Genomic DNA, 12235 nt, shown 5'->3' with positions numbered 1-12235 from the left:
CTACGTTTGCTATCGATTCCACCCACGGCGCGCTCGAACTCAACCGCGCGGATGATGTTTGCGGTGCAACTTCTGCAGGTGTTCGCGCGCTACCAGGGTGTAGATCTGGGTGGTGGACAGCGAACTGTGGCCGAGCAGCATCTGCAGCGCGCGCAGGTCGGCGCCGTGGTTGAGCAGGTGCGTGGCGAAACTGTGGCGCAGGCCGTGCGGGCTGATCTTGGCCGGGTCGATACCCGCCACCGCGGCACAGGTTTTCACCAAGGCCCAGAACTGTTGCCGGCTCAAGGCGGTGCGGTCGACGCCGACAAACAGCGGCACCTGGCCGTCGGCCATCGCCACGGCCGGCTTGCCGCCGGTCAACTGCGCGCGGGCCTGCGCCAGATAACGCTCCAACCAATGCTGCGACTCCTCGCCCAGCGGCACCAGCCGTTCCTTGCTGCCCTTGCCGGTCACCCGCAGCACGCCTTGACGCAGGTTGACCGCGTTGGCCGGCAGGTTGACCAGCTCACTCACGCGCAGGCCGGCGGCGTACATCAACTCCAGCATCGCGCGGTCGCGCAGGCCCAGCGGGCTGTCGACATCCGGCGCGGCCAACAACGCCTCGATCTGGCTTTCGGCCAAGGCCTTGGGCAGCGAGCGCGGCAACTTGGGCGGCTCCAACAAGGCGGAAGGATCGTCGGCGCGGTCGCCGCGTTTGAGCGCATGGCCGAAGAAGGCGCGCAATGCCGACAACAAGCGCGCGTTGCTGCGTGCGGTCCAGCCATTGCGGGTGCGCCAGGCCAGGTAATCAAACAGTCCGGCACGGTCGATGCCGACCAATCCACCGCTGCCACCATCTCGCCAGCGCGCCAGCCCTTCCAGATCACGCCGGTAGCTGTCCAACGACGCCCGCGCCAGCCCGTGCTCGGCCCAGATCGCATCCAGAAAGCGCTGGATCGGTCGCGCATCGGCATCGCGCAAGGGTGGCAGTTGCTGCACCAGTTGGCGGCGTTCGGCAGGAGTGTGTGCGACGGACATCGGCGCAAGGATAGAGCCTGCACCGGCGGCTGCCCATGCACCGACGCCACCACAGACCGTATGCTCGGCCCATGAGCACAACCGCTGACGAATCCGCGCGCCCTTCCGCCTTGCTGCCACGGCGGCTCGCGGCGTTGTTCTACGACTTCTGGCCGGTATTGGCGCTGTGGATGCTGATCTCGGCCGCGTTCACCCTTGGCTACACCTTCTCCGGGCACGCCACGCGCGAAAACATCCAGCCCTACAGCGCGCTGCAGTGGCTGCTGTGGTTGTGCTGCTGGGCCGTCGCCGGTCTCTATGCGACCGCCAGCTGGAAACGCGGCGGACAGACCTTGGGCATGCGCCCGTGGCATCTGCATCTGCGTTCAATGAGCGGCGGGCCGGCCAGCAACGCCGCGCTATGGAAGCGCTACGCGGCAGGCACCTTGTCATTGCTGTGCGGCGGCCTGGGTTTCTGGTGGGCACTGTTCGACCGCGAACGCCTGACCTGGCACGACCGCCTCAGCGGCACCCGCTTGGTAAAGCTGCCAAAACCCACCTGATCTGCGCGATAGCGTTGTAGCGCCGAGCCATGCCCGGCAAAGCGCTACCGACAACGTCGCAGCGGAGCATGGCTCCGCCTTACTGACCGCGCGCGTCTCAACCCACGCGCCGTCGCGACAACCAGCCGGAGATGGCCAGCATCAGGATCGGCGGCAACGCATAGGCGATGCGGTAATCGAACTTCAACGCGCCGGCCATGCGGCCGAAGAACATCTGCAGCAGCATGAAGCCCAGCGCAAACAACATGCCCAGGAACAAACGCTTGCCCATGCCGCCGCTGCGCAGCGAGCCAAACGCAAACGGCACGGCGGCCAGACACAGCGCCAGCACGTTCAACGGATAGAACCAGCGGCTCCAATACGTGTCTTCGTAGTCACGCGCATCCAACCCGTTGCGCTTGCGGTACTCGATGCTGGTCTTCAGTTCGCCGGCGCTGAGGTTGCGTGGCTTGGCCAGGCCGGCCGCCAACGCGGCAGCGTCCAGCTTTGAATCCCACAGCTCGCTTTCCACCGTCTGCCGAGTGACCGAGCGCTCGCCGAACACGTCGCGCCGCACCTTGTTGAGCATCCAGCCCTTGTCGTTGTGCGTCGCTGTCGCTGCATAGGTGAGCGCCGCCAGACGCCCATCGGCGTCCAACGTGTACAAGCGCACGTCATGCAGCTCCAAGCGCGTGCCCTTGTCGCCATCCAGCAACTCTTCGCCCGACTGCGCATTGAGGAACGTGTCGCCCTCGCGCGCCCACAGGCCCGAATACCGGGCTACCGACAGATCGGCGTTGTACTTGGCACTGGTCTTCAGCGTGTCGGCGCGGTTCTGCGCCCACGGCGCCAGGGTTTCACCGTTCACCACCATCAAGGCGGTCAACAACGACAACGCGATGGCCACCGACAAGGCAATCCGCCGCCGCGACACACCGACCGCGCGCAAAGCGGTCAATTCGGAGGTGGCTGCCAACTGGCCCAGTCCCATCAGCGCGCCAATCACCGCAGCCATCGGGAACAGGGTGTAGGCGCGACGCGGCAGGGTATAGGCCGTCGCCGCCAAGGCGTGGCCAAAGGTGTAACTGCCGATGCCGATGTTCTTGCTTTCGCTGGACAGCGCCATGATGCCGTCCAGCCCCAGCAGCACCAGCCACACCACCAGAACGGTGAACAGCACGTTGCGGCCGACATACACATCATGGATACGCGGGAGCAGCCTCATGCCTTGGCTCCTGCACGCGAACGCGGACGGGACAGGCGTCCATCACGGAAGTACAGCCACAGCGCGAACGCCAACAGCGGCAGGGTCAACCACCACATGCCCGCGACCAGCGGCACCTTGCCCTCGGCCAACCACTGGCGGCCGATGATCGTCATGTTCACCGCCAGCATGTACGCCAGGAAGGCCAGCATGATGCGGCCGTAGCGCGACTGTCGCGGCGCACTGCGCGCCAGCGGCAGGGCAAGCAGGGCAAATGCCAGCGCCAGCAAGGCGGGCGTGATGCGCGAATGCAGCTGCGCGCGCGCTTCGGGGCGTGCGTCGCCCAGCAACTTCATGGTCGGCATCATTTCCGGGTCGTTCTCGTCGCGGACTTCATCACGGTCCGGCAGCGCCATTTCATTGCTGGCGTAGCGCATCAATCGGTAATCCAGCTCACCGTTCTCTGGCCCTTCCACCCGGTAACCGTCTTCCAAACGCAGGTAACGCTGGCGTTCGCCTTCCACAAATACCGTGCCGCCGTTGGCCGACACCACATCCAGCCGGCCGTCCTTCTGCCGCTGCATGAACACCTTGCCCATCTTGCTGCCGTCTTCATTGAGCGAGGACAGATACACCACGCCGCCGCCACTCAAGGGGGTGAACTTGCCCGGCTCCAGCCCGGCCAGCACCACGTTGCGGCTGGCCGCATCGAGCATGCGCTCGGCAGTGCGATCGGCCCACGGCCCCAGCCACAGCGAGCAGGTCGCCACCAAGGCCACCACCGGCACCACCAGCATCAACAACGGCTTGAGCAGCCGCTTCGGGCCGACGCCAATCGCGGTCAATACCGCCATTTCCGAATCCCGATAGAGCCTGGCAATGGCCAACGCCAGGCCGAGCAGCAGGGCCAGCGGCAGGATGATGGGCAGATAAACGATGAATTGCAGGCCCAGTTGCGACAGCAACAGCCCTGCGGGAATCCGGCCATCGGCGATACGGCCCAGAATATCGACCAATACGCCGCCCACACTCACCACCAGCAGCACGGTCAAAGTGGCCAGAAAGCTCTGGACGAAGTCACTCAGCAGGTAGCGATCAAGCTTTGCCATGGGGTCGGTGGTTTAAACTCTCGGTTTCGTCCGCGGCACGGGTGGCTCAGCAGCCACGCGCAAGTAGCCCGCGATTGTACGGATTTGGCAACGGAATCTGATCAATGTCTCTGGAATTCACCCTGAACCACGCCGCGCCCGCCTCTGCTGAGGTGGATTGCATCATCGTCGGCGCCTTCTCCGACAAGTCGCTGACTCCCGCAGCGCAGGCCCTGGACACCGCCTCAGGCGGTCGTATCGCGGCGCTGGTCGAGCGCGGCGACGTCGGTGTCAAAACCGGCAACACCACCTTGTTGCACGACCTGGAAGGCGTCAACGCCGCCCGCATGCTGGTGGTTGGCCTCGGCGAGCCGGCCAAATTTGGCGTGGCGCAGTACATCAAGGCGGTCGGCGATGCCGCCCGTGCGCTGAAGACCGGCGCCACCCGCAGCGCGCTGTTCACCCTGGCCGAGCTGGAAGTGAAGGGCCGCGACGCCGCCTGGAACATCCGCCAGGCCGTGATTGCCGCCAATCACGCCAATTACCGCTACACCGCCACCCTGGGCAAGAAGAAGCCCGAAGCACCGGGTCTGGAAACGCTGGCCATCGCCGGTAACGACGACACCGCGCTGCTGCAGGGCCACGCCATCGCCGCCGGCGTGGAATACGCCCGCGAGCTGGGCAACCTGCCGCCGAATTTCTGCACCCCGGCATACCTGGCCGAATCGTCGGTCAAGTTCGCTGCCGAACACGACGGCGCCGAAGCCGAGATCCTGGACGAGGCGCAGATGGAAGCGCTGGGCATGGGCTCGCTGCTGGCCGTGGCCCGTGGTTCGGCCAACCGCCCCAAGCTGGTCGTGCTGAAGTGGAACAACGGCGGTGACGCCAAGCCGTACGTGCTGGTCGGCAAGGGCATCACCTTCGACACCGGCGGCGTCAACCTGAAGACCCAGGGCGGCATCGAGGAAATGAAGTACGACATGTGCGGTGGCGCCAACGTCATCGGCACCTTCGTCGCCACGGTCAAGGCCAAGCTGCCGCTGAACCTGATCGTGGTCGTGCCGGCGGTGGAAAACGCCATCGACGGCAATGCCTACCGCCCGTCGGACGTCATCACCTCGATGTCCGGCAAGACCATCGAAGTCGGCAACACCGACGCCGAAGGCCGCCTGATCCTGTGCGACGCGCTGACCTATGCGCAGCGCTTCGAGCCGGCCGCACTGATTGACGTGGCAACGCTCACCGGCGCCTGCATGGTGGCCCTGGGCCACCAGACCGCCGGCCTGATGAGCAAGCACGACGACTTGGCCAACGAACTGATCGCCGCTGGCGAAAACGTGTTCGACCGCGCCTGGCGCCTGCCGTTGTGGGACGAGTACCAGGGCATGCTGGATTCCAGCTTTGCCGACGTCTACAACATCGGCGGCCGCTGGGCTGGCGCCATCACCGCTGGCTGCTTCCTGTCGCGCTTTGCCGAAGGCCAGCGCTGGGCGCACCTGGACATCGCCGGCGTGGCCAGCGATGAAGGCAAGCGCGGCATGGCCACCGGTCGCCCGGTCGGCCTGCTGACCCAGTGGTTGCTGGATCGCGTTGCCTGAAGAAGAAGCCGGGATTGGGGAACGGGGAGCGGGGAATGAAGGTTCCCTGCCTCTGAGCTTCAATCACGCAACGGCAGGGAACGGGGGTTCGGGAGCAGGGAATCAAGGTTCTCCGCGCCCGGCTCCAATCCCGCCAACACGGTTTCATTCCCCAGTCCCTGTTCCCCGCTCCCTCCTTCTAATTGGTCCCCTGCCCTGATGCGCGCCGACTTCTACCTGATTGCCAAGCCGCGCTTTCTCACCGAGCCCTTGAAGCTGGTGTGCGAGCTCGCCCGCAAAGCCAATGACGGCGGTCTGTACACGCTGGTGCTGGCGCGCGATGCGGCCCAGGCCGAGGAACTGGACGAGCTGCTGTGGTCGTTCGACCCGGACGCCTACATTCCGCACCAGATCATCGGTGAGGACGTGGACGAGGAAGAAGCCATCGTGCTGATCGCCGTACCGGGTGCCGATGCGCCGGAGCGGCCCTTGGTGATCAACCTGCGCGACGCGCCCTATATGGGCGCCTGCGAGCGCGTGCTGGAAGTGGTGCCGGCCGACCCGGAAGCACGCGAACCGCTGCGCGAGCGCTGGCGCCAGTACAAGGCCGCCGGCTACGCGCTCAACAAACACGACATGTAAGGACTACGCCAATGCGCCTGTTGATCGCCATCCTGCTGCCGTGGCTGGCCTTTTTCACGATTGGCCGCCCGATTTCCGGCATTGTCTGCCTCATCCTGCAGATCACCTTGATCGGCTGGCTGCCCGCCGCCATCTGGGCTGCATACGCCGTCAGCCAGTACCACACTGACCAGAAGATCCAGCGCGCGCTCGGCCGCTGATCTCCCCTCCGCTTTTATCCGGTTCCCCCGCATGACCCAACTTGCCTCCAGCTACGACCCCAAGTCTTTCGAAACGGATCTCTACGATGCGTGGGAAAAGGCCGGCCACTTCAAGCCGTCCGGCAAGGGCGAGCCGTACACCATCCTGCTGCCGCCGCCGAACGTCACCGGCACGCTGCACATGGGCCACGCCTTCCAGCAGACGCTGATGGACGCGCTGATCCGCTACCACCGCATGCGTGGCTACGACACGCTGTGGCAGGTGGGCACCGACCACGCCGGCATCGCCACTGAAATGGTGGTCAGCCGCAACCTGGCGATGGAAGGCAAGGGTGAAACCCGCGACTCGCTGGGCCGCGATGGCTTCATCGACAAGGTGTGGGAGTGGAAGGCGCACTCGGGCAACGTGATCGAAGGCCAGATGCGCCGCCTCGGCACCTCGGCCGACTGGTCACGCAGCACCTTCACCATGGACCCGGGCCCGAGCGAGGCGGTGATTGAATCGTTCCTGCGCTGGCACGAGCAGGGCCTGATCTACCGTGGCCAGCGTCTGGTCAACTGGGATCCGGTGCTGAAGACCGCCATTTCCGACCTGGAAGTGGAGAGCGTGGAAGAAGACGGCTTCATGTGGTCGATTGCCTACGCGCTGGAAGACGGCGCCAGCTACGAGCATGTCGAAGTCGATGCCGACGGCAACGAAACCCTGCGCGAAACCCGCCATTACCTGGTCGTGGCCACCACCCGCCCGGAAACCCTGCTGGGCGACACCGCGGTGATGGTGCACCCGGAAGACAGCCGTTACGCGCACCTGATCGGCAAGCGCGTGACCCTGCCGCTGACCGGCCGCAGCGTGCCGGTGATCGGCGACGACTACGTCGACAAGGCGTTCGGCACCGGCGTGGTCAAAGTGACCCCGGCGCATGACTTCAACGATTACCAGGTGGGCGTTCGTCACGGCCTGCCGATGATCAACCTGTTCACCACCATCGCCACGCTCAACGAAAACGCCCCGGAAAAATACCGTGGCCTGGACCGTTACGAAGCACGCAAGGTGATCCTGGCCGAACTGGAAGACCTGGGCATCCTGGTCGAAACCAAGGCGCACAAGCTGCAGGTGCCGCGCGGCGACCGTACCGGCCAGGTGATCGAGCCGTATCTGACCGACCAGTGGTTCGTGAAGATGGACGGCCTGGCCAAGCGCGGCCTGGAACTGGTTGAGAACGGTTCGATCAAGTTCGTGCCCGCCAACTGGATCAACACGTACCGCCACTGGATGGAGAACATCCAGGATTGGTGCATCAGCCGCCAGCTGTGGTGGGGCCACCGCATTCCGGCGTGGTTCGACGAAGCGGGCAACTGCTACGTCGGTCGCAACGAAGCCGACGCGCGCGCCAAGGCCGGGCTGGGCGACGACGTGGTGCTGACCCAGGACAGCGACGTGCTGGAGACCTGGTTCTCCTCGCAGCTGTGGCCGTTCTCCACGCTGGGCTGGCCGAACGAAGCGGCGATGACCGAGCGCGGTTTCGACCGCTACCTGCCGTCGAACGTGCTGATCACCGGCTTCGACATCATCTTCTTCTGGGTGGCCCGCATGATCATGGCCACCGACAGCTTCACCGGGCAGATCCCGTTCAAGGACGTCTACATCACCGGCCTGATCCGCGACGGTCAGGGCCAGAAGATGTCCAAGTCCAAGGGCAACGTGCTCGATCCGCTGGACATCATCGACGGCATCACCATCGACGACCTGGTCGCCAAGCGCACGCATGGCCTGATGCAGCCGAAGATGGCCGAGAAGATCGAAAAGGCCACGCGCAAGGAATTCCCGGACGGCATCATCGCCCACGGTGCCGATGCGCTGCGCTTCACCATCGCCGCGCTGGCCACCCACGGCCGCGACATCAAGTTCGACATGAGCCGCGCCGAGGGCTACAAGAACTTCTGCAACAAGCTGTGGAACGCCAGCCGCTTTACGCTGATGAACACCGAAGGCTTCGTGCTCCCCTCTCCCACCGGGAGAGCGGCTGGGGGTGAGGGTACGCCTGCGGCGAACACCGATGCCGAGAAGTGGATCCTCGCCCGCCTGGCCAAAGTCTCGACCGAAGCGCAGCAGCACTACGCCGATTACCGCTTCGACCTGTTGGCACAGGCGCTGTACGAGTTCGTCTGGAACGAGTTCTGCGATTGGTTCCTGGAGCTGACCAAGCCCGCGCTCAACGGCGACAACGCCGAAGATGCGGCCAGCACCCGTCACACCCTGCTGTACGTGCTGGAAGCCGTGCTGCGCCTGCTGCACCCGCTGACCCCGTTCGTCACCGAGCAGCTGTGGCAGCAGGTGGCACCGCGTCTTGGTATCACCACCGACACGCTGTCGCTGCGCGCCTACCCCACCGCCGAAGAATTCGCCGGTGATTACGCGCAGGCCGAAACCGACGTGGAATGGTTCAAGAGCATGGTCAGCGCCCTGCGCCGCGTGCGCAGCGAGTTGAACGTGCCACCGTCCAAGCAGGTGCGCCTGCTGTTGCAGGGTGGCCAAGCGGCCGACCGCGCACGCGTGGAGCGCTTCACCTCGCAGCTGCGCTTCCTGCTCAAGCTGGAAAGCATCGAGTGGTTGGCAGCCGATGCACAGACCCCGCCGGCAGCCACTGCCATCGTCGGCGAATTGAAGTTGCTGGTGCCGCTGGAAGGCCTGGTCGATCTGGATGCCGAGCGCGCGCGCCTGGACAAGGAAATCGCCCGCGTCTCCTCGGAGAAGGAGAAGAGCGAGACCAAGTTGTCCAAGTTCACCGACAAGGTGCCGGCAGCGGTGGTCGAGCAGGAACGCGTACGCCTGATCGACTGGAACAGCCAGCTCGCGGGTTTGCAGGAACAGCGCGCGAAGCTCTAAGGATTTGTTGATCTGCTGATTGAAAACGCCGCCTTCGGGCGGCGTTTTCTTTTGCGCGTTGAAAAGATGGAAAGCCAGAAGCTAAAGGCGAAGAGCCCCCTCATCCGCCCTGACGGGCACCTTCTCCCGCAAGCGGGAGAAGGGACCGCAATGCGTCATGCACTCCTGCGAGTCGACTGCTCCCTTCACCACGCAATGCCGACAACTCAGCAAGCCCACAGATAGAACAAAACTGCGCAATCCCATCCCTTCTCCCGCTTGCGGGAGAAGGTGCCCGTCAGGGCGGATGAGGGGCTCTTGAGCTCTTGAGCTCTTGAGCTCTTGAGCTTTTGAGCTTTTGGCTCCTAAGCGTTTGACCTTCGCCTCCCAACACCACCACCTCCCAATCCCAGCTACCCTCCCCCAGCCCCCCAACCACCGACACCCAATGTCCCTCGGCCTCTTCTGCGCCGTCCTGTTCGCCGCGCTGCTGCACGCCAGCTGGAACGCCATCGTCAAACTCGGTGGCGACAAACTATTGACCACGATTCTGGTCACCGGCTGGGCCGCTGCACTGTCCGCATTGCTGCTGCCGTGGCTGCCACTTCCAGCGCCGGCCAGTTGGCCGTGGCTTGCGATGTCTGCGCTGCTGCAACTTGGCTACTACCTGCTGGTGGCGCGTGCGTATCACGTCGCCGACATGAGCCTGGCCTATCCGTTGATGCGCGGCTGCGCGCCATTGCTGGTCGCGCTGGTAGGCAGCGTCGTGTTCGGCGAGCACCTGCCCGTCAGCGGATGGGCCGGCGTTGCCCTGGTCAGCCTCGGCATCCTGTGCATGGCCGGCAGCGGCCACCGGCGCAACCTGCAACTACCGCTGTTCATCGCACTGCTGATCGCCACTTACACCGTGGTGGATGCGCAAGGCGCGCGCTTGTCGGGAAACCCGTTGAGCTACACCTTGTGGCTGTTCCTGCTGTCGGGCCTGCCGCTTCCACTCTGGGCACTACTTACCCGCCGCCGGCAACTGCAGGCGTATTTCCGCGACAACTGGACGCGCGGCCTGATCGGCGGCATCGGTACCACCACGTCCTACGGCATCGCGCTGTGGGCAATGACCTTGGCTCCAGTCGCGATCATCGCCGCGCTGCGCGAAACCTCGATCCTGTTCGCGCTGCTGATATCTGCCATGGTGTTGAAAGAACGTATCACCCACCGCCGCGTGCTGGCAGCAGGCCTGATCGTGATTGGCGTGATTACGCTGCGGCTGGGTTGAACCACCAGCAGCAACATCAAACGTGTGGGAGTTCCAGCCCGCCTACGAACCGATTGCGCTTACGCGATCACAGCGGCGGCATGGTGGTGATGTCGTCATCCACCAGTTCCATCGCCATCACCAGCGCATCCTCGCGGCCGTGCTCGGTCGGGTAATAGCGCGGGCGTCGACCAATCTCGTTGAAGCCTTCGCTGTGATACAGCGCAATCGCCGGCGTGTTGGACGGCCGCACTTCCAGGAACACCCGCACCGCACCGCGCTGCCGCGCCGCACGCACCAACTCACGCAGCAACTGCCGGCCGTGGCCGCGCGATTGCACCTTCGGGTCCACACATACATTGAGCACATGCGCTTCATCAGCGGCCAAGCTCACCATCCCGTAGCCAGCGATACGTCCATCCAACAGCAGCACGCGGCCGGGATAACCGGCGCGCAGGCAATCCTGAAAAATGCCCGGCGTCCACGGAAACGGATAAGCGCGAAGCTCGACCTCCATCACCGCGTCCAGATCGTCCTCGAACATCGGCCGCATGGCTGGCCGCGGCTCCCGGGCCTGCGCGTTCATTGCCGTGACTTCCGCCGCAATGCGCGCAGCTGCGGCCACAGCGCGCGCTTGGCGGCCGGATCGGCACGCAGCTCGGCCAGCGGCCAGCTGTCCATCAAGACGCGGGTCTGCGGATCGTTCGGGTTGCAGCCGGAGGCGCGCAGCAAGGCAATCTGCAGGCGATCGGGCATGCGCAGGCCACCGGCACGACGGCCCGCATTCGGCGGTTTGCTGGCGGTGGTGACCGGGGTTTCCGGCGCGGACGCTTGCGGGGCTTCCCTGCGTGGCGCCGGTGCCGCACGCGGAGCCGGTGCAGCCGCCGGTTCAATCTCGACCGCTATCGGCGCAGGCGTTGCCGCCTCCGCCAAGGCAAGCGCGTCCAGCGCGCTGCCTTCCAGATACACCGTGTAGCCCATCGCCTGCAGCCATGCCTGCTGCTGCGCGGACCACACTACTTCGGGCGCGGTGTCGGTCACTGCACCTTGCCGGTCGGCTGACGCCAACGCTGCAATGCCCACATCACCGGGCCAGACAACGCGTACACCACGCCTACCGCAAACAGCGCGCGCGCCGGGTCCAGCACCATGACGGCAATGATCACCGGCACCAGGGCCAGCATCAGGAACGACACACGCTCCGAGCGCGGGCCCTTCTCGCCGCCGCCCTTGAAGCTCCAGAAGCGGATGCGGCTGACCATCAACAGGCCGGAGACAATCGTCACCGCCAGCGCCACATAACGCAGTTCCTCGCCATTCCAGCCAAGGTTGCCGTCGGCGAAGGCCCAGACAAAGGACATCATCAAACCGGCAGCGGCCGGACTGGCCAAGCCAATAAACCAGCGCTTGTCGACCGAACCCACCTGGGTATTGAAGCGGGCCAGGCGCAATGCCGCGCAGGCGGCGTACAGGAAAGCAGCCGACCAGCCGACGCGGCCGAGGATCTCGCCGTCAAACTTCAGCGACGACAGCGCCCAGTGGTACATGACCAGCGCCGGCGCCATGCCGAAGCTGACCAGATCGGCCAACGAGTCGTATTGCACGCCGAATTCGCTGCTGGTGCCGGTCAAACGCGCAACGCGCCCGTCCAGCCCGTCCATGACGGCAGCCACGAACACCGCGATGCTGGCGTTGACGAAGTCCCCGTTGGATGCGGCGATGATGGCGTAGAAGCCGGCAAACAGCCCGGCGGTGGTGAACAGGTTCGGCAGCAGGTAGATGCTGCGCGAACGCGGCTTGGGTCTCATTTCGTCCATACCGGGGAGTTTAATCGACTTGCCAGCCACGTCACCGGGTGCTGCAATCAC

Annotated in this window: 12 protein-coding genes; 6 read left to right on the top strand and 6 right to left on the bottom strand. The window is 64.9% G+C overall.

The window, feature by feature from the left end; genetic code table 11:
- Positions 1 to 39: 39 nt before the first annotated feature.
- On the bottom strand, positions 40 to 1017 hold the full coding sequence (gene xerD / locus ACREP4_RS03815; protein WP_431594887.1) for a site-specific tyrosine recombinase XerD: 978 nt from the start codon (positions 1015 to 1017) through the stop codon (positions 40 to 42).
- Between the two features lie 71 nt (positions 1018 to 1088).
- Between xerD and ACREP4_RS03810 the strand changes: the two genes are divergently transcribed.
- On the top strand, positions 1089 to 1559 hold the full coding sequence (locus tag ACREP4_RS03810; protein WP_431594886.1) for an RDD family protein: 471 nt from the start codon (positions 1089 to 1091) through the stop codon (positions 1557 to 1559).
- A 97-nt stretch (positions 1560 to 1656) separates the two neighbouring features.
- Here ACREP4_RS03810 and lptG read toward each other — a convergent pair whose 3' ends face one another.
- Together lptG and lptF are read right to left on the bottom strand one after the other, a co-directional pair.
- A complete protein-coding gene (gene lptG, locus ACREP4_RS03805; protein WP_431594885.1) occupies positions 1657 to 2763 on the bottom strand; it encodes an LPS export ABC transporter permease LptG in 1107 nt (368 codons plus the stop codon).
- On the bottom strand, positions 2760 to 3851 hold the full coding sequence (gene lptF, locus ACREP4_RS03800) for an LPS export ABC transporter permease LptF (RefSeq protein WP_431594884.1): 1092 nt from the start codon (positions 3849 to 3851) through the stop codon (positions 2760 to 2762). The genes lptG and lptF overlap by 4 nt, the downstream gene beginning before the upstream one ends.
- Positions 3852 to 3955: 104 nt before the next feature.
- Here lptF and ACREP4_RS03795 point away from each other — a divergent pair, with 104 nt between their 5' ends.
- From ACREP4_RS03795 to ACREP4_RS03775, 5 genes are all read left to right on the top strand, one after another.
- The gene (locus tag ACREP4_RS03795; RefSeq protein WP_431594883.1) at positions 3956 to 5428 is read left to right on the top strand and encodes a leucyl aminopeptidase; all 1473 of its coding nucleotides are present in this window, start codon (positions 3956 to 3958) and stop codon (positions 5426 to 5428) included.
- A 195-nt stretch (positions 5429 to 5623) separates the two neighbouring features.
- Positions 5624 to 6049 (top strand): DNA polymerase III subunit chi, encoded by a 426-nt coding sequence (locus ACREP4_RS03790; RefSeq protein WP_431595307.1) that lies wholly within the window; start codon positions 5624 to 5626, stop codon positions 6047 to 6049.
- Positions 6050 to 6060: 11 nt separating this feature from the next.
- Complete coding sequence (locus tag ACREP4_RS03785; RefSeq protein WP_431594882.1) at positions 6061 to 6249, top strand: YqaE/Pmp3 family membrane protein; 189 nt, start codon at positions 6061 to 6063, stop codon at positions 6247 to 6249.
- A gap of 31 nt (positions 6250 to 6280) precedes the next feature.
- Positions 6281 to 9136 (top strand): valine--tRNA ligase, encoded by a 2856-nt coding sequence (locus tag ACREP4_RS03780; protein WP_431594881.1) that lies wholly within the window; start codon positions 6281 to 6283, stop codon positions 9134 to 9136.
- Between the two features lie 427 nt (positions 9137 to 9563).
- A complete protein-coding gene (locus ACREP4_RS03775; protein WP_431594880.1) occupies positions 9564 to 10388 on the top strand; it encodes an EamA family transporter in 825 nt (274 codons plus the stop codon).
- A 67-nt stretch (positions 10389 to 10455) separates the two neighbouring features.
- On the opposite strand, the gene rimI is transcribed toward ACREP4_RS03775, so the two are convergent.
- Genes rimI through pssA form a run of 3 tightly spaced genes read right to left on the bottom strand, consistent with a single transcriptional unit; the run spans position 10456 to position 12184 of the window.
- On the bottom strand, positions 10456 to 10953 hold the full coding sequence (gene rimI / locus ACREP4_RS03770; RefSeq protein WP_431594879.1) for a ribosomal protein S18-alanine N-acetyltransferase: 498 nt from the start codon (positions 10951 to 10953) through the stop codon (positions 10456 to 10458).
- Positions 10950 to 11408, bottom strand: a complete 459-nt coding sequence (locus ACREP4_RS03765) for an alanine acetyltransferase (protein ID WP_431594878.1) — start codon at positions 11406 to 11408, stop codon at positions 10950 to 10952. The genes rimI and ACREP4_RS03765 overlap by 4 nt, the downstream gene beginning before the upstream one ends.
- Positions 11405 to 12184, bottom strand: coding sequence for a CDP-diacylglycerol--serine O-phosphatidyltransferase (pssA, locus tag ACREP4_RS03760; protein ID WP_431594877.1), 780 nt, complete (start codon positions 12182 to 12184; stop codon positions 11405 to 11407). The genes ACREP4_RS03765 and pssA overlap by 4 nt, the downstream gene beginning before the upstream one ends.
- Positions 12185 to 12235: the final 51 nt, after the last annotated feature.

Source organism: Stenotrophomonas sp., from assembly GCF_050737575.1.
Classification (GTDB): domain Bacteria; phylum Pseudomonadota; class Gammaproteobacteria; order Xanthomonadales; family Xanthomonadaceae; genus Stenotrophomonas.
This window is presented reverse-complemented; position numbering and strand designations above follow the sequence as displayed.

Coding starts and splice junctions, on each gene's coding strand:
- ACREP4_RS03775 (WP_431594880.1), top strand. CDS start 9,564: ATGTCCCTCGGCCTCTTCTGCGCCGTCCTGTTCGCCGCGCTGCTGCAC.
- pssA (WP_431594877.1), bottom strand. CDS start 12,184: ATGGACGAAATGAGACCCAAGCCGCGTTCGCGCAGCATCTACCTGCTG.
- ACREP4_RS03795 (WP_431594883.1), top strand. CDS start 3,956: ATGTCTCTGGAATTCACCCTGAACCACGCCGCGCCCGCCTCTGCTGAG.
- rimI (WP_431594879.1), bottom strand. CDS start 10,953: ATGAACGCGCAGGCCCGGGAGCCGCGGCCAGCCATGCGGCCGATGTTC.
- ACREP4_RS03810 (WP_431594886.1), top strand. CDS start 1,089: ATGAGCACAACCGCTGACGAATCCGCGCGCCCTTCCGCCTTGCTGCCA.
- lptF (WP_431594884.1), bottom strand. CDS start 3,851: ATGGCAAAGCTTGATCGCTACCTGCTGAGTGACTTCGTCCAGAGCTTT.
- ACREP4_RS03780 (WP_431594881.1), top strand. CDS start 6,281: ATGACCCAACTTGCCTCCAGCTACGACCCCAAGTCTTTCGAAACGGAT.
- ACREP4_RS03785 (WP_431594882.1), top strand. CDS start 6,061: ATGCGCCTGTTGATCGCCATCCTGCTGCCGTGGCTGGCCTTTTTCACG.
- xerD (WP_431594887.1), bottom strand. CDS start 1,017: ATGTCCGTCGCACACACTCCTGCCGAACGCCGCCAACTGGTGCAGCAA.
- lptG (WP_431594885.1), bottom strand. CDS start 2,763: ATGAGGCTGCTCCCGCGTATCCATGATGTGTATGTCGGCCGCAACGTG.